11 protein-coding genes and 2 pseudogenes are annotated in these 16,526 nt (G+C 59.4%); 9 read left to right on the top strand and 4 right to left on the bottom strand.

The window, feature by feature from the left end; all coding sequences use genetic code 11:
- Positions 1 to 76: pseudogene (locus GDA65_19960) on the bottom strand (polymer-forming cytoskeletal protein).
- A 982-nt stretch (positions 77 to 1,058) separates the two neighbouring features.
- Between GDA65_19960 and GDA65_19955 the strand changes: the two are divergent.
- On the top strand, positions 1,059 to 2,090 hold the full coding sequence (locus tag GDA65_19955) for a hypothetical protein (protein ID MBA5864960.1): 1,032 nt from the start codon (positions 1,059 to 1,061) through the stop codon (positions 2,088 to 2,090).
- An 83-nt stretch (positions 2,091 to 2,173) separates the two neighbouring features.
- Here the strand turns inward: GDA65_19955 and GDA65_19950 are convergent, their stop codons facing one another.
- From GDA65_19950 to glgC, 3 genes are read right to left on the bottom strand one after another with little or no spacing between them, the layout of a single operon-like run.
- Positions 2,174 to 3,331 carry a DEAD/DEAH box helicase gene (locus GDA65_19950; protein MBA5864959.1) on the bottom strand — a complete coding sequence of 386 codons (1,158 nt, stop codon included), beginning with the start codon at positions 3,329 to 3,331 and terminating at the stop codon, positions 2,174 to 2,176.
- Between the two features lie 40 nt (positions 3,332 to 3,371).
- Entirely contained in the window at positions 3,372 to 5,234 is a 1,863-nt protein-coding gene (locus tag GDA65_19945) for a hypothetical protein (protein ID MBA5864958.1), read from the bottom strand.
- A complete protein-coding gene (gene glgC / locus GDA65_19940; GenBank protein ID MBA5864957.1) occupies positions 5,209 to 6,447 on the bottom strand; it encodes a glucose-1-phosphate adenylyltransferase in 1,239 nt (412 codons plus the stop codon). The genes GDA65_19945 and glgC overlap by 26 nt, the downstream gene beginning before the upstream one ends.
- A gap of 134 nt (positions 6,448 to 6,581) precedes the next feature.
- Here glgC and GDA65_19935 point away from each other — a divergent pair, with 134 nt between their 5' ends.
- The 8 genes and pseudogenes from GDA65_19935 to GDA65_19900 all read left to right on the top strand — a co-directional run bounded on the left by GDA65_19935 (position 6,582) and on the right by GDA65_19900 (position 16,524).
- Positions 6,582 to 6,860, top strand: coding sequence for a hypothetical protein (locus tag GDA65_19935; protein MBA5864956.1), 279 nt, complete (start codon positions 6,582 to 6,584; stop codon positions 6,858 to 6,860).
- 39 nt (positions 6,861 to 6,899) lie between these two features.
- A complete protein-coding gene (locus tag GDA65_19930) occupies positions 6,900 to 8,036 on the top strand; it encodes an ATP-binding cassette domain-containing protein (protein ID MBA5864955.1) in 1,137 nt (378 codons plus the stop codon).
- An 89-nt stretch (positions 8,037 to 8,125) separates the two neighbouring features.
- Positions 8,126 to 8,929, top strand: a complete 804-nt coding sequence (locus GDA65_19925) for an ABC transporter permease subunit (GenBank protein ID MBA5864954.1) — start codon at positions 8,126 to 8,128, stop codon at positions 8,927 to 8,929.
- Entirely contained in the window at positions 8,926 to 9,699 is a 774-nt protein-coding gene (locus tag GDA65_19920; protein MBA5864953.1) for an ABC transporter permease subunit, read from the top strand. The genes GDA65_19925 and GDA65_19920 overlap by 4 nt, the downstream gene beginning before the upstream one ends.
- The gene (locus GDA65_19915; GenBank protein MBA5864952.1) at positions 9,700 to 10,770 is read left to right on the top strand and encodes an extracellular solute-binding protein; all 1,071 of its coding nucleotides are present in this window, start codon (positions 9,700 to 9,702) and stop codon (positions 10,768 to 10,770) included.
- 24 nt (positions 10,771 to 10,794) lie between these two features.
- Entirely contained in the window at positions 10,795 to 12,225 is a 1,431-nt protein-coding gene (locus GDA65_19910) for a hypothetical protein (GenBank protein ID MBA5864951.1), read from the top strand.
- A 140-nt stretch (positions 12,226 to 12,365) separates the two neighbouring features.
- Positions 12,366 to 13,370, top strand: a pseudogene (locus tag GDA65_19905) (efflux RND transporter periplasmic adaptor subunit).
- 49 nt (positions 13,371 to 13,419) lie between these two features.
- Positions 13,420 to 16,524 carry a CusA/CzcA family heavy metal efflux RND transporter gene (locus GDA65_19900; protein ID MBA5864950.1) on the top strand — a complete coding sequence of 1,035 codons (3,105 nt, stop codon included), beginning with the start codon at positions 13,420 to 13,422 and terminating at the stop codon, positions 16,522 to 16,524.
- Positions 16,525 to 16,526 lie beyond the last annotated feature (2 nt).

Here is a 16,526-nt window from a genome sequence, read left to right as displayed (position 1 = left end):
GCGTCGTCGATGGCGGCGGAGGTGGAGGGGTCGTTGAGGGTGGGGGTGTGGTCGACGGAGGCGGCGGTGGTGGTGGTGTTGTTCCGGCCGCCGTCACAGTGGTGGTGACGGGAATGCGCAAAAGCGTCGACACGCCTGGACCCGATTCTCCAATGTACACCACTCCGGAATAGGTGCCCACCCCGAGTCCCATCGCCGAGGTATTGACGGTGACGGTCAGGGAATCCGTTTCAGTGGTGATGGTTTGCGTGCTGCCATAGGCAGGGTTCAGCCAGATCCATCCCTGATTCGTGCTGATGAGGTAGCTATGTTGTTCGGTGCTCGACTTGCTAAGGCTGAGGGTTCCTGAGGCCGTGCCTCCCTGCGCTACCGTCAATGAGAGGGCGCTGGGTGTGCTGACGATATTCTGCGCCAGCGCGCCGGTTGCTCCCGCAACGAGATCGCACAGCCACAACATCAGCATCAAGACCACAAGGTGTCCCGCCGCATCTCGCCGCATAATGCGTGGTGGATGCTGAATCGGTATGAAATGCCGTGGCGTCATAGTCCGTACTCCCTTAGGTATTCTTTCTAAATTGAAAAAATGAAACAATTGTCGGTGAGCAACAGGCGTGCCACAACAAATCTCTTCAGCGTTCTTCTTAATTGATTGTCGGGAATCGCTCAGCGGAGTTCGGTGGGATTCCCGTCTGGATATCGTTCAGAGCCGACCCTAACGGATCAAACGCGAATAGGCAAGAAAAAATTTCACTCGTCTCACGTACCTTGCGTGGACATCCCCCTCGTAGAAATGCTCTAGGAAATTTTTTCCTCCTGTAGGGTCGTGGCACTCCGGCGTACAAAATCGGAACGGCGGTCTTCCGATGATGAGTCTTTTCTGATCGTCCTCAGGCAGACGTATCGGGAGGGTCCGGCCATAGATCCGGCCAGGGCCGAGAAAGTTGTTGACCATGCCGGACAGGTAGGGTATCAGTGGGCGCGCTGTTCCGGACGGGATACGTAGTCTGGCGGTTGTGCGGACATATCTTTGGCCCGGATGGTAAGGGAGTGCCACACCTATGATTCAGTTGCGATGTCTGCTCTGTGTGGTATGCGCTTGCCTGGCGTGGTCCACCACTGGTCCGGCGGGCGCTGAAGTTCCTGCGGCACAGTCTTCGTCGATTGCGCAGGTCGATCTCAGAATTTCCGAATGGTTCAGCCAGGGTGAAACGGTTTGGAGCCACAATGCGTCCGGCCTGGATCCCAACCTCGGGAATCCCAGTTCGAAACTCAAATACAAGGATACCGGCACGAACGTGACTGAGATTACCGGCCGGGTGCAGTTGAAGGATAAGATATTTTTCCGTGGTGCCTTCGGATATGGGTCCATAGGCGGAGGGCGTCTCACGGATGATGACTTTTTGAGTGCGCAAGGAGCCGCGTCACAAGGGGCGACCGTGAGCGGAGAACATCGGTTTTCACGAACCTACAGCGATATTGGCGGTGACCATCTCTGGTACCTCAATGGTGATGTGGGCGCGACAGCGCATACCTTCAAGGATAACAAGGGGACTCTGGGAGTGTTTGTGGGATTGCAGTATTGGCGGGAACGGCATGTGGCCACGGGAGTGACGCAAGCGGAATGTACGACCGCCTCATCTCCCAGTTCAGAATTTCACTGTTCTTCCGCCGGCACGGTTGGATTTCGCAATCAGGCGATCATCACCAACACGACCACATGGTTTTCTGGTCGTCTCGGTGGGGAGCTGGAATATAAGTTCGATCGTCGTTTCAGCGTCGAGGCCAAGGTGGCGATGCTGCTGTCGTATTTAAATAATGAGGACGTACACCACCTTCGCACCGACCTTGCGCAAGACCCGAGTTTTAGAATGACCGGCCTCGGGATCGGCACCACCTCGGATTTTAATCTGCGTGTGAAAATCTGGGATCGGCTGTACCTCACGGGAGGGTACCGCATCTGGTGGAATCGGGTACTCGTCAACGATCAGTGGAAATTATACGGCTCGGACGGTTCTACGGCTTCCGCGCCCGTGACCCAGTTCCAAACCCTCCGGCACGGACCGACGATCGGACTGACCTATACCTTCTAGCAGGCGACCTGCCGTCCGCACAGATCATCCACTGTTTCCCTCCGTGAGATACGTTTCACGAACGACGTGTCATGGCGCAGTGCTTAGCGTGATCGGGAGGGGCCGGTCTCTTCTTCATATTCCATAAAGAGTCGTTTGGCCTCCGGGTGCAGGAGATGGGGTTGCCCGTAGGGGATGCCGGCGGTCCGAAACAGCGGCGTGAGCTTTTCGTTCGGGTGCAGGTAGCCGGCCCGCAGCGGAACCGATCGCTTGGTGTGGCGGATGAGCGAACAGGGGGTCGGACGAATGGCGGTTAACCAGTCCGCAATATCCTGCGGATTGCCGATGGAGGCGGAGAGAAGCAGGAGACGAGCCTGCGAAGGACAAAAAATCAAGGTTTCTTCCCACACGACCCCGCGCTCCGGATCAGCCAGGTACTGTGATTCATCCATGATCACCAGCCCCAACGTATCCAACCGCACATCGATCTCGCCTCCGGCCGCGTCATACAGCAGATTGCGCAAGATCTCCGTGGTCATGATCAGCAAGGGGGCTTGCGCATGCTCGCGGCGGTCGCCGGTCAGGATGCCCACCTGGCCTGGGCCAAACACCCGCGAGAACTCGGTAAATTTCGTGTTGGAGAGCGCCTTGAGCGGTGACGTGTAGATTACGGTTCGATTCTCGCGCATCGCGCGGGCGGTCGCCTCGATCGCGACAAAGGTCTTGCCGCTCCCTGTCGGGACGCTGACAACCACATCGGTCTCGGCGAGTTTCGCCAGCGCCTCCACCTGCCAGGCATCCGGAACAAAGGGTTGCGGCGGAGGCACACCGATTCCTGCCAGCCATTCGTGGAGCGAGACTGGCGGCTCATGATGGCCATGGTCGTCGGTTCTGTGCGGGCGTGATGGAGCGGAAACGGCCTGCCGGGAGCGTGCCTCAGTGGGTCGCGGTTTTTCAGCGGGCGCCGGTTGAGGCCGTTGAGCCCGTTGGTCGATCAGGGCCTGCAGGTCGGATTCCAGTCCCGGGCGATTTTCAGCGGAGGCTTGCAGGAGCAGATCGACCAGCTTGCGTTTTCCGGAGCGGAAATGCCGGCTGATTCTTCCCCGCGCCAGGCGATGGAGCAGGGCGACCGGTTGCTGCAGCAACAACTCTTCCAGTTCGTGTGTCGTCACGCGTGCCCCGTGAAAGATGAAAGGTGAAACGGGAAACGTGAAAGGTAAAACGTGAAGCGGGAAACGTGCACATACGAGGCCCCTTGGCATGCCTCTGCGAACAACGCTTCACGAGAAACGAACGACGGGCTCATGGCAGTTCCTCCAGCACGCCCCGGCGCATGGCGGCTATGGCGTGATCAGCCGATTCGGCCAGCGAGGGGTGGGTGGTTTTCAGCGTCTTTAATTGAGACAAAAATTCGATCGTGCGGGCAAACAGCCGAAACATGTCGCCTTCTGCCATCGTGGTCAGTCGGGCCAGTCCGATCCACGTGAGCGTCTGATCCGCCACCCAGCGTTCGGTCAGCGCCGCCACGTCGGCCCGTAACATCGGCGGCGCTTCGTGGGGCGTTAAACTCTCCGCCAGTTTCCGCACTTGAAACAGCAACGTGACCAGCCCGGCGCTTCCACGCGGAAACGAACCGGGGCGATCGTCGTCATGGGCGATGCTGGCCATGACGGCGGCCAACAGTGGCGGATCGATGGCGCCGAAGGCCTCGGCCCGGATCAATTCGGTGATCAGAAGTGAGTGATCGATGCGGATCAGCCGCGCCCATTCGCCGTCGGCGGTGAGTTGGGCATTGGCGTTGAGGTAGCCGAATCGCTCCAGGACGTCGATCCGCTCTTGAAACCGGTGCCACAAGCTTGTCTGGAGGGCTTGAATCGATTTGATATGGCGTTGGATTTCCTGGCGCCCCCGCGAGGCGCGCGGATAATCGCGTTGACAAGCCTGGCGCGACGGGCAGGTCGGGCAGGCAAAGTCGCCCAGCGTTTGAATGATGGAACTGTCGATCGGGGTTTCTTCATGCTGATGCGCCAGAATCGGAAGGATCGGAAGCCTCGGCGGCAGATCGGTCAGATGATGCGTCAGCTGCTCCAGTGCCTGCGGCGTGCACCAGGGATAGGACGAAGTTTCTTCGCAGTCGAACGTGCGATCGAACACTTGCGTGACGATCGAGGCGGGGCATTCGTTCAGCGACCCGCCTTCACGCAAGAGGGTGACCATGGGCGCATGTTGGCCCTTGCTGCGGTATTGACGCAGGATGATGCCGCGTCCACGGGTGACCCCCACGACGCGTCCGGGCGTCAGGAAGTGCAGGCGCGCGGCGACATCGGGCGATTCCTGCCGAGCGAAGGGGCTGCGAGGTTTCTTTCGCTTGCGCGCTTGTTCGAAGACTTGCCATTGCGTGATCCAATCGGAGCAGACGCGAGGTCCGAAGGGCTCCATCTCGGCCCGCAAGTCGTCGAGTTTGGTTTCGAGCACCGCCGTGCGTTGGTTCAGCTGAAACTGGGCGAAGCTTTTGGCCAGGATGGATTGAATCTGTTCGCGCGGGTGCGCCTTGAGCAGGTTCAGCACCATCGGGTAACTGATCACGAATTGGCTATGGATCGCCTCGGGCTGCCCCGTAAGCCCCTTGGTCAAGACCGTGAGATCGATATACGGAGACGGGGTGATGACGGCGAACCCGACCAGGTCTTTTCCCCGGCGGCCGGCACGGCCGGCCAGCTGTTGAATTTCGCTCGCGGTGAGATCGGTAAAATCGCGCGCCTTGCGGATGCTGGACTGGGTCACGACGACCGTGCGGGCGGGAAAGTCCACGCCGGCCGCCAGGGTGGTCGTCGCAAAGACGGCGTCCAGCGATCCCGTGCGCATCAATTCTTCCACCGCGATCTTCCAGGACGGCAAATGTCCGGCATGATGCGCGGCCACGCCGATGCGCTGGACTGTTTCAATCAACGGGTGCTCCGTAATGCTGGGAAACTGCTCGGTCACCTGCGCCAGCACACGGGCAATCTGGTCTTGTTGCGTTTTCGGCAGCGTCACCTGGCTGCGCTCGAAGGATTGCATCGCTTCGTCGCAGGCCCGTCTCGAGGTGAGAAAAATGATCGCAGGAGTGAGGTTTCGTTGGCGGAGAGTCGCGACCAAATCAACCGGATGGATCGACGGCGGCATGCAGTTTCATTCCCTTTGAAATGACCACCAATCCGGAATCGGTGACTTTGAAACGTTGACGATCCGCAGCCGGGTCGAAGCCGATCACGGTTTTGGGTGGAATGATGACATCCTTGTCAATGATGGCGCGACGGATGCGGGCATGGTCGCCGATCACGACGTTTTCCATCACCACCGACTCCCGGACATCCGCATGATCATGGACCCGGACGTTCGGTGATAGCACCGAGTTTTGGACGCGCCCACCGGAAATGATGCACCCGCCGCACACGATGGAGTCCAACGCCACCCCCATACGGCCGCCCTGAAAGTCCTGGGCGAAGACGAACTTGGCGGGCGGAAACTGTCCCTGGTAGGTGCGGATCGGCCAATGCCCATCGTAGAGATTGAACTGCGGATCGACGGAGACCAAATCCATGTTGGCTTCCCAATAGGCGTCGAGGGTCCCGATGTCACGCCAGTACTTGACGGCCTTCTTGTTTTCATCCTGAAATTTGAAGGCGTAGACGCGACACTCTTTGATCATCCGGGGGATGATGTTCTTGCCGAAATCGTGCTTGGTGCCTTCCTTGGCATCCCGGATCAGTTGTTCGCGGACGACATCGGTGCGGAACAAATAGATGCCCATGGAGACGAAAGCCTGGGTCGGATCGCCGGGAATGTGCATCGGCTTCTCGGGCTTTTCGTCGAAACTCAAAATGCGCCGGTCTTCATCCACCGCGATCACACCGAACCGGTGAGCGTCCGCCAGCGGGGTTTCAATCGCGCCGACGATCGCATCAGCCTGTTTCTCGATCAGGAGGTTGTACATGTCGGCATAATTCATCTTGTAGATGTGGTCGCCGGCCAGCACGAGCAGAAACTCGGAATGGTCGTTGTCCATCAGAAACAGGTTCTGATAGACCGCGTCGGCGGTGCCGCGATACCATTCTTCGCTGATGCGCTGCTGGGGCGGGACCGACACGATGTATTCGCCGAGCTCGGGGTTGAGAATATTCCATCCCGTACGGATATGGCGGTCGAGGGAATGCGATTTGTACTGGATCAGCACGGCCATCTGCCGGAGACCGGAGTTCAGGCAGTTGCTCAGCGTGAAGTCGATGATGCGATATTTTCCGCCGAAGGGGACTGCGGGTTTGGCGCGCTGGTCGGTGAGGGGATAGAGGCGTTCGCCTTTTCCGCCGGCCAGCACCATCGTAAAGATCTTAGCCATAGACGGGCCGATTGTAGCAGGACGAGGGATGAATAGAAAGGAGGCAGAATGATTGACTTCAACTCCGACTCGGATGATACTACGATTCAACGTGCGTTCCCGACCGCGGGTCGGGCTGAAGAGAAGGAGCGGACATGAAGAAACAGAATGCCCGTCCGGCGGTCATCAAGCCAGCGATCGAGCCTGCCAATCCGATGATGGAAATGGTCTGGCGGCTGGAGCGATTGGAGCGGCAAGTCCAGCGTTTGTCTGAGCTCGTGAGAAATCATGCTGAGGATAACGACCGGCTCGTGCGCATCGTGGCGGAAGATCGCGATGTGATCCGCCGTGAACTGTTGCGGAAACATGAACATCGCGTGCGTGTGCGGAAGCATCTGCGCGACGTCAGTTCCAAAGTCGATTTGGAGCATTAAGCCGTGACCGTCGACGCGGCGGTCTGACCCCAGCCCTCGATGGCCACCTCTTCCACCTCCCCTGTCATTGCCTCCGGCCAATCCCTTCCGTCGACAGCGCCGACGATCGACATTCGCGCGATCGTGCGACGCCACGGGTCGGTGGCGGCCGTGGATCACGTCAGTTTTCAGGTTCAACGGGGAGAATTTTTTTCCATTCTCGGGCCGAGCGGCGCCGGAAAAACGTCGGTCCTGCGTATCGTGGCCGGCTTCGAGCATCCGGATGAAGGGGATGTGCTGATTGACGGCCGATCGATGATCGGCGTGCCGCCCAATCGTCGTCCCGTGAACCTGGTGTTTCAATCCTACGCGCTCTTTCCCCATCTGACCGTGTCCGAGAATGTCGCCTTCGGCCTGAAAATGCGGCGGGTTCCTGCCGCGCTCATCGATGAGCAGGTTCGGCAGGCCTTGGCGATGGTCAAGCTGATCGGCAAGGAAGCACGAAAGCCTGCTCAATTATCCGGCGGCGAACAACAGCGTGTGGCCCTGGCCCGGGCGTTGGTGAATAAACCGGCTGTGGTCCTGCTCGATGAACCGCTGGCGGCCCTCGACCAACAACTGCGGCAGGCGATGCAGGTCGAGTTGAAGTCGATTCAGGAACAAGCCGGACTGACCTGTGTCTGCGTCACGCACCATCAGGAGGAGGCGATGATGATGTCCGATCGCATCGCCGTGATGCACCAGGGGCGTATGTTGCAGGTGGGCACTCCCCGGGAGGTGTATGAGAACCCCCGCAATCTGTTGGTGTCGCGGTTTCTCGGGGTGTCGAATGAATTGTCCGGGCGATTGAGTGACGTGGTGGGGGAAGAGCATCTCTTTCAGCCGGCTGATGACCGGTTGCCGGGATTTCCGGTGCACACCGTTCCCGGACAGTCATCTGGCGGTCCCGCCACCTGGTCGCTTCGGCCGGAACGTCTCCGCATGTCACGCGAGCGACCGGCCACCCAGGACCCGGTGTTACCCGGCCTGATCGAGAAGGTGCTCTTTGCCGGCAGCGAGACGAAGTATCTCATTCGAGTGGGTCGCGAGAGTCTCTGGGAAGCCAGGATGAGCGGCGCCGCGCAGCAGTCATTCGCTGCTGGCGAGCCGGTGTGTCTCCACTGGGCCTTGACTGATGGACGAGTGTTTGTTGAGTGACCATGCCGCCTGACGATGTCTCACCCTCTCCCGCCGCTGCGCATACCTCCTGCCGCTCCTACTGGTTGGCTGTCCCCGGTTTGTTCTGGATGACCCTGTTCTTCCTGGTTCCGCTCCTGTTGGTGTTTGCCATCAGCTTGGCCTCGCGCGGGACCTATGGCGGCATCGTGTGGGAGTTCACCTGGGCGAACTATCTCGATCTGCTGCATCCACTCTACGGCAAAATCCTCGGTCAGTCCTTGTGGTACGCAACGCTCACGACGGCCATCTGTTTCCTGCTGGGGTTCCCGCTGGCCTATGTGATTGCGCGCAGCCCAGCCCGTTGGCAGCCGGTGTTGCTGCTCCTGGTCATGCTGCCGTTCTGGACGAACTTTCTCGTGCGGACCTACGCCTGGATGATCATATTGCGCCATGACGGCCTGGCCAATAATTTCCTGCTGGCACTCGGGCTGATCGCTGAGCCGCTGGAATTGCTCTACACCCCGACAGCGGTGGTGATCGGGTTGGTGTACGGGTATCTCCCGTTTATGGTATTGCCGCTCTACGTGGCGGTGGAACGGCTGGACCCTGTCCTGGTCGAGGCGGCATGGGATCTCTACGCGTCCCGCTGGGCGGTGCTGACGCGAGTGGTGGTGCCGCTGACGATGCCGGGCATCGTGGGTGGCTGCATTCTGGTGTTCATCCCGTCAATCGGTTCGTTCGTCACGCCGGATCTCCTGGGCGGTGCGCGTAGCATGATGATCGGTAACTTGATTCAGCACGAGTATCTGGTGGTGCGCGACTGGCCGCTGGGCTCGGCAGTGTCCTTCGTGCTGATGGCGATCGTGATGGCGGCCGTGGTCGTGTATTACCGGCAGGCAAACCCCGAGGACGGTCCATTGGAGGGGCGGTGAAGCAGCGATCGGCGGGCCTCACTGCCGTCAGCCTCCTGGCGATGTTGTTTCTGTATGGCCCGATCATCGTGCTGGTGCTGTATTCGTTTAATGCCGCCCACCTCTCAATGACCTGGCGCGGGGCGACCCTGAAATGGTATGCGGCACTGGTACATGACGAGGCGTTGCTCGCCGCGGCTGCGAACAGTCTGCTCATCGCGCTGGTGTCGACCGTCGGCGCCACCGGCCTCGGCGGGCTGATGGCCCTCGGCATGGAGCACATGAGGCCCCGTCGGCAACAGATTCTCGAAGGCAGCCTGGTGCTGCCGCTCGTGATTCCCGAAGTGATGATGGGCGTGGCGCTGATGCTGTTGTTTGTGATGGTCCGCATGCCGCTCGGCCTAACAACGGTGATCCTCGGGCACATCGCATTCAATATCCCGCTGGTGACGATTATGATCCGCACGCGCCTCCGTAAACTCGACCCCATGTTGCGCGAGGCGGCGGCGGATCTCGGCGCCGACTCTTGGCAGGTGTTCAGGTATGTGACCCTGCCGTTATTGCGGCCGGCCGTCTGGGGAGCGGTTCTGGTTGCGTTCACGGTCTCGCTCGATGACTTTCTGGTGACCTTCTTCACCGCGGGTCCCGGCGCCACGACCCTGCCGCTGAAAGTCTATTCGATGATCAAATCCGGGGTGACCCCTGAAATCAATGCGCTGTCTGCCTTGCTGTTGGTGGTCTCGATGCTGTGTGTCGCCGGCTCACTGTACCTGCAGCGCCGGGAGGTCTGAGTGAGACCCGTTATCCGAAGGATGGCGCTGTGGAGTCTGTGCCTGCTCGGGCTTTCCGGGTGGCTCACGGCGTGCGGGCAGCATTCCGGCGAAGACCGGTCCGAGACGCGCCCCGTGTTGCACTACTTCACCTGGTCCGACTATGTGAGTGCGGATATCATTCAGGAATTTGAACGGCGGGAGCAGGTCAAGGTGGTGATCGATACTTTCAGCAGCAATGAGGAATTGCTAGCGAAACTGCAAAGCGGAGCCACCGGCTACGACGTGGCGGTTCCGTCGGATTTCATGGTCGCGATCATGATCCAGCAGGGCTTGCTGAGCGAACTGGACCAGGCGGAATTGTCCAACGCCTTGCAGTTGGAGCCCCATTTGCAGACCCTGCCGTTCGACCCCGAGCGCCGCTATTCCGTTCCGTATCTGTGGGGGACGGTGGGCATCGGGTACGATTCCGCTGTCATTCCGACCGCACCGGACAGTTGGTCGATCCTGTGGGATATGCGGTACAAGGGCCGTATCAGCATGTTGAACGACCAGCGGGAAGTGTTCGGGGCGGTCCTGCGGTCCATGGGACAGTCGATGAACAGCACGGAACCGCAGGTGATTGAGTCGGCGAAGGAGCAACTGTTGAGGCAAAAGCCGCTAGTAAAGACGTATACGAGCGATCACTACGATCAGCTGCTCGCTTCCGGGGAAGTGGTCCTGGCACACGGCTGGGGAGGGCCGGTGGCCCGTGCCATGGCCGATCGGCCCTCTATTCGTTATGTTGTCCCGAAGGAAGGCGCAACCATTTGGGCCGATTGTCTCGTGGTGCTCCGGACCGCGCCGCAGAAGCAGCTCGCCATGCGGTTCGTGAACTATTTGATGGAGCCGACAGTGGCGGCGCGCACCTCGGAGCGGCTTCGCTTTGCGTCCGCCTCCAGGCTCGCCCGGGAATTGGTCGATACTTCGACGAGAGAGAATCCAGCCGTGTATCCGCCCCTCGATCAACTGGCGCGGTTGGAGTGGATGCGTGACGTGGGGAAGGGAATCCGGCTGTACGATCGGGCGTGGACGGAGCTAAAAATGCAATGAATAGGGTCATCGTCAAGGTTTGAAATGCCACCAAGAATCAGTATAATGCGTGCCCTGTCCTCGGTTGATCGATATTCCCGCGCCATGTGTGACGAGATGTTCCATCACAGAAACGGTTTCATGCCTTGTGTCCGCGCACGGGCTCGCCAGGGTTGGTCCTGGTGGGTGATCGCGTTGCTGGGCATGATTCTCTTCGGAAGCGGGTGGGCGCAGGCAGCGGAATCAGTCCCGGCGCCTGCGCCGATCTCGGCCGGCTCCCTGGCCCCTCCGGTGGTGCGTCTGAATCTGTCAGAAGCCATGGCCCTGTTCCTCAAACAAAATCTGGATCTCCTCATTGCGAAGTACGGCATCGAATCGAACAAGGGGCAACAGATTACGGCGCGGCTGTTTCCCAATCCGGTGGCGCAGGTCGGGAGCGTGGCCTCGTTTACTCAAGGCAATACGCTGGCGAAAACCGGCGCTCTCACGATGCAGGTGCAACAACTGTTTGAACTGGCCGGCAAACGCGGGTATCGCATCGAAAGCGCCGGCTTCGGCGTACAGTCGGCGGAAGCGGATTTTGAAGATGCCGTCCGGCAGCTGGGCTTTACCATCAAGGACGCCTACTATCGCGTACTGGTTGCACAGCGCCGCCTGGCATTGGCGGAGGAAAACCGGGATCGCTTCGCGCGCATCCTGGACGTCAATACGATTCGCTTCAAGAAGGGCTACATTGCGGAGGTCGATCTCATCCGTATCCGGCTGCAAGTGGTGGACTTCCAATCCCAGGTGATCGAATCCATTCAGGAAGGTGAGTCGGCACGGGCGGATTTGCGCCAGCTGCTTCGGCTCTCACCGGCTTCGAAGCTGGAGCTGACCACGGAGATGGATTATCGTCGAGTCGATCCGGATATGGGGAAATTGCGCTCAGTGGCCCTGGATGTGCGTCCCGACATTAAGAGCAGACGGGCGCTCGTGGCGCAGCGTGAAGCTGATCTGAAATTGGCCAAGGCCTTTCGAGTTCCGGATGTGACCATCGGCGCGGGGTACTCAGTGCAAGGACCGCGCGGGCCGGACAACCAGCAGATGGGCATCGTGAATCTGGGCGTCCCCTTGCCGCTCTTCAACCGCAATCAGGGCGGCATCGTGCAGGCTGAAGTCGGCGTGCAGTCGGCCCAGGCGGAATTGGACCGCACGGTGAACCAGGTGGAGAACCAGGTCGACGTGGCCTATCATAATCTCCTGCAGAGCCGCCGGTTAGTGGAGGCCTATCTGGCGGGTGTGTTGGAAGACGCTCGTTCGACGTTCACCATCGTGGAGCGCGCCTATGAACGGGGAGGCGCCACTATTTTAGATCTCCTCGATGCGGCGCGGACGTCCCGCACGATCCAGCAAAATTTTATCGAAGCCCTCTTTTCCTATCAGCGGAATCTGTTCCAATTGGAAAGTTCTGTGGGGCAGGAGATTACGTCATGACCTCGGGCGCAATCCCGGTCATCGCCTTGACCGCCGTCCTGCTCCTCTGCGCGTGCAGTCAAAAACAAGATCCCGAGCCTTCCCCGCCTTCCGCCTCAACCGGACCAGTCGCTGCTCCAACCACAGCGCCGTCCGCCAGCCAGATCGAAACGGCTGTCGTGGATTTCAAACCGGTCCAACCGGAACTGGTGCTCGTCGGGAAGGTTGCGTATGGCGAAGATCGTTATTCGAAAATTTCCTCCCCCTTACAGGGTCGAGTGGTGGAAGTGCGCGCCAAATTGGGTGACCGGGTGGAGGCGGGGGCGACGCTGTTGGTCATCGACAGTTCGGATATCACTGCGGCCTATTCGGAGTTTGTGAAAGAGGCGTCCGAGCTGGAGTACTCGACGCGGGCCCAGGAATTGGCGAAGGAACTCTACGCCACGAAGGCGTTAGCCCTGAAAGATCTGAAACAGGCGGAAAATGATTTGATCAAAGCGCGGGCCGAATTCCGGCGGGCCAAGGAACGGTTGCTGTCGTTGCGCATTCCCGCGGCCGAGTTGGAAAAACCGCTTGCGCAACAGCGAATTACCTCACGGTTTGAGATGAAGAGTCCCTTGACGGGAACGGTGGTGGAGCGGGCCGTGACTCCGGGACAGTCCGTCGGAGGTGATGTCGGCCAGGTGCTCTTCACGGTCGCCGATCTGGACCGGTTGCAGGTCGTGGCCGATGTCTACGAACGAGATTTGGCGCTGGTGAAGGTCAGTCAGGTCGGGCGGATCAATGTAGAGGCCTATCCCGGGACTGATTTTGCGTCCGTGGTCGCGTCCATCGGCGACGTGGTCGATCCGAACACCCGCACCATCAAGGTGCGGGCCTGGGTCGACAACCGGGATCAGCGACTGAAGCCGGAGATGTTCGCGCGGCTCAGGTTGGATATCGGAGATGCCACGCCGTTTCTGACGATACCGAAGGAAGCGGTGGTTGAGATCGACGGGAAACATTTTGTCTATGTCGTGGACGGGGCGGATCGTTACTCGAAGCATGAAGTGACCGTGTCAAATGTGTCGAGTGGGCAAGTCCGCATTCTGGAGGGCCTGACATCGGGCCAGCGCATCGTCATCAAAGGAGCGGTTCTGGTAAAAGGGCAGGAGGTGAAAGGATGATCAGGCCGGTGATCATGCGCCGTTGTCGCCAACAGCGTCCCGTAGCAGCATGATGGTTCGAATCGTCGAACTGTCTCTGGTGCAGCGTTTTCTCGTCTGTGCGCTCGGATTCACGCTCCTCTTCGGCGGGTTGTACGCTTTTCAACAGCTCGACATCGTGGCCTATCCCGATCCGTCGCCTCCCATGGTGGAGGTGATTACTCAGTTTCCGGGCTGGTCCGCGGAAGAGATCGAACGGCAAATCACAATTCCCATCGAAGTCGCGCTCAATGGAATGCCGGGTCTCACCGACATCCGCTCGCTCTCGATTTTTGGGTTGAGCGATATCAAAATCTATTTCGATTTCAACACCCAGTACTTCTTCGACCGCCAGGAGGTCGTCAACCGCCTCTCGACCCTCAGCCTTCCGCAAAATGTTCAACCGGCCTTGTCGCCTTGGTGGGCCATCGCCGAAATTTACCGATATCAATTGCAGGGAGATGGGAAGGCGAGCCTGACCGATCTCAAAACGATCCAAGATTGGCAATTGCGGCGGGAGTTCCGGCGGGTGCCCGGCATCATCGACGTGACGGCCTTCGGCGGCACGACGCAGGAGTATCACGTCGATATCGACCCGGGAAAACTCATCAGCTACCAGGTCAGTCTCGCGCAGGTCATGGAGGCCTTGACCAACAGCAATGCCAATGTCGGCGGCAATTACCTGACCGTGGGCGCGCAGAACTACAACATTCGCGGTCTCGGGCTGATCAATGGATTGGCGGATATCGAGAACGTGATGGTCGCTGAAAAAGAAGGGACCCCCATTTTCGTCAAAACGCTGGGGACGGTGACGGTCGGCCACCGCGTGCGCCTAGGCAAGGTCGGCATCGACGACAACGACGATGTGGTCGAAGGGGTCATTTTGCTCCAACGAGGATACAAGGCGCTTTCCGTACTGGAGCGCGTGCGGGAGAAAGTCGAGGAGTTGAATAAATGGAAGTTGCCGGAAGGCGTCAAGGTCAAGACGTTCTACGATCGGACGGCCCTGATCCATACAACGGTTGAAACCGTCACGGATATCCTGATCAGCGGGATGGTGCTCGTGTTTGTCATCCTGTTTGTGTTCCTCGGCCACCTGCGCGCGTCTCTCATCGTGGCGCTCACTATTCCACTGTCCCTGCTATTCACCTTTACGATGATGGTGATGATTGGGCAGTCCGCCAACCTCATTTCCCTGGGCGCGATCGATTTCGGCATCATCGTGGACGCGACCTTGGTCATGGTGGAAAGCATCTTCTTCCACCTGGGACACGATCGCCGGCTAGGCCTGACTGTGCCGCAGCAGATCGTCCGCGCCGCCCGCCAGGTAGGGCAGCCGATTTTCTTTTCCACCGCCATTATCGTGGTGGCCTTCATTCCGCTGTTCACGATGACCGGTGTGCCGGGAAAGATCTTTGCGCCGATGTCGATTACCTACGGATTCGCCCTCTTTGGCGCGCTGCTCATGGCGTTCACCCTGGCCCCAGTCTTGTGCTCGCTGCTCCTGACTGGTGTCGTCACGGAACAGGATACGCGGTTCGTCAGTGTGATTCGCCGAACCTACCTCGCCGTGTTGCGATGGGCGCTGGCTCACAATATGAAGGTCATCGGCGCCTCGGTGCTGCTGTTAGTAGCGGCATTCGGGGCCCTGCAGTTCATCGGCGGGGAGTTCATGCCGGCGTTAGAGGAAGGAAACCTCTGGGTGCGCGCCACCATGCCGGTCGATATTTCGTTCGACGAGGCGGCCCGATTAACCGGAGAGATCCGGCAGATGTTCAGGAAATCGCCGGAAGTCGTCACCATCGTCTCTCAGCTGGGCAGGCCCGACGACGGAACCGATCCCACCAGTTTTTTCAACGCGGAATTCCTAGCTAACCTCAAGCCCCATAAAGACTGGCGCCCCGGGCTCACCAAAGATCACCTGGTGGAGGAAATCGAAGAACGTCTCAAAGTCATTCCCGGCATTATTTTTAACTTTTCCCAGGTGATTCAAGACAATGTGGAAGAGGCGATGTCCGGCGTGAAGGGGGAGAATTCTATCAAGTTGTTCGGCACCGACCTGAAAACGATGGAAGCGAAGGCGGGAGAAATCGAATCGGTCATGAAGGGCGTGGCCGGTGTGAAGGATCTGGGAATCTTCCGCCTGGTCGGTCAGCCGAACCTCTTGATCCAAGTCGATCGCGAAGCGAGCGCGCGTTACGGGCTGCGCGTTTCCGATGTCAACGCGGTGGTGCAGGCCGCGGTGGGCGGGCAGGCGGTGACGCAGGTGTTCGAAGGCGAGCGGTTATTCGATTTGGTCGTCCGCTTTCTGCCGGAGTTCCGGCGTGATGAGGAGACCATCGGCAATATTCTGGTGAATACGCCGGATGGCGCGCGGATTCCTCTGAAACAGGTGGCCACGATCAGGACTCAGACCGGGGCCTTCATCATCTATCGGGAGAATAATGAACGGTACATTCCAATCAAGTTTAGTGTTCGCGAGCGCGACCTGGAGAGCACGGTGAAAGAAGCGCAGACGAAGATGGCCCAGGCCGTATCGCTTCCGGAGCGGTACCGAATCGAATGGGCGGGGCAGTACGATCAACTTACGGCGGAGCAAAAACGCCTGACGATGATTGTGCCGGTGAGCCTGGTGATCATCCTGTTTCTCCTCTATTCGACATTCAATTCGCTAACGAACGCCTTGCTTGTCCTGGTGACCGTGCCTTTTGCCCTGATCGGGGGAATTTTTTCCCTCGTCTGTACCGGGACGCACTTCAGCATTTCCGCTGCTGTGGGTGTGATTTCAACGCTGGGAGTAGCGATTCTCGGAGGAGTCCTGTTAATCTCACGTATTGAGGATTTCCGGCGCAATGGCCTGGCGTTGCGCGAGGCCATTCTCAAGGGCGCGGATGTGCAGATGCGTCCCATTTTGATGGCTACGCTCGCGGCGGCCATCGGATTGCTTCCGGCCGCATTGGCAACGGGTATCGGATCCCAGGCACAGCAGCCGCTGGCGCGGGTGGTGGTGGGAGGCATGCTGACCGCGGCGGCGCTGATCCTGGTGGTATTGCCGGTGTTGTATGAGGTAGTTCACCGGCGCACGACGCCGGACGTGCAGCCGGAGGCCGGACAGGAGCCGCCGGCCCCTTATTAACG

It is taken from the genome of Nitrospira sp. CR1.1, from assembly GCA_014055465.1.
Classification (GTDB): Bacteria; Nitrospirota; Nitrospiria; order Nitrospirales; family Nitrospiraceae; genus Nitrospira_A.
The sequence above is the reverse complement of the archived record's forward strand: the minus strand, read 5'-3'. Positions and strand labels throughout refer to the sequence as shown.

Bases quoted from the DNA above. Each gene is read 5' to 3' on its own strand.
- GDA65_19955 (MBA5864960.1), top strand. From the start codon at position 1,059: ATGATTCAGTTGCGATGTCTGCTCTGTGTGGTATGCGCTTGCCTGGCG.
- GDA65_19950 (MBA5864959.1), bottom strand. From the start codon at position 3,331: ATGCCAAGGGGCCTCGTATGTGCACGTTTCCCGCTTCACGTTTTACCT.
- GDA65_19945 (MBA5864958.1), bottom strand. From the start codon at position 5,234: ATGCCGCCGTCGATCCATCCGGTTGATTTGGTCGCGACTCTCCGCCAA.
- glgC (MBA5864957.1), bottom strand. From the start codon at position 6,447: ATGGCTAAGATCTTTACGATGGTGCTGGCCGGCGGAAAAGGCGAACGC.
- GDA65_19935 (MBA5864956.1), top strand. From the start codon at position 6,582: ATGAAGAAACAGAATGCCCGTCCGGCGGTCATCAAGCCAGCGATCGAG.
- GDA65_19930 (MBA5864955.1), top strand. From the start codon at position 6,900: ATGGCCACCTCTTCCACCTCCCCTGTCATTGCCTCCGGCCAATCCCTT.
- GDA65_19925 (MBA5864954.1), top strand. From the start codon at position 8,126: ATGACCCTGTTCTTCCTGGTTCCGCTCCTGTTGGTGTTTGCCATCAGC.
- GDA65_19910 (MBA5864951.1), top strand. From the start codon at position 10,795: ATGCCACCAAGAATCAGTATAATGCGTGCCCTGTCCTCGGTTGATCGA.
- GDA65_19900 (MBA5864950.1), top strand. From the start codon at position 13,420: ATGATGGTTCGAATCGTCGAACTGTCTCTGGTGCAGCGTTTTCTCGTC.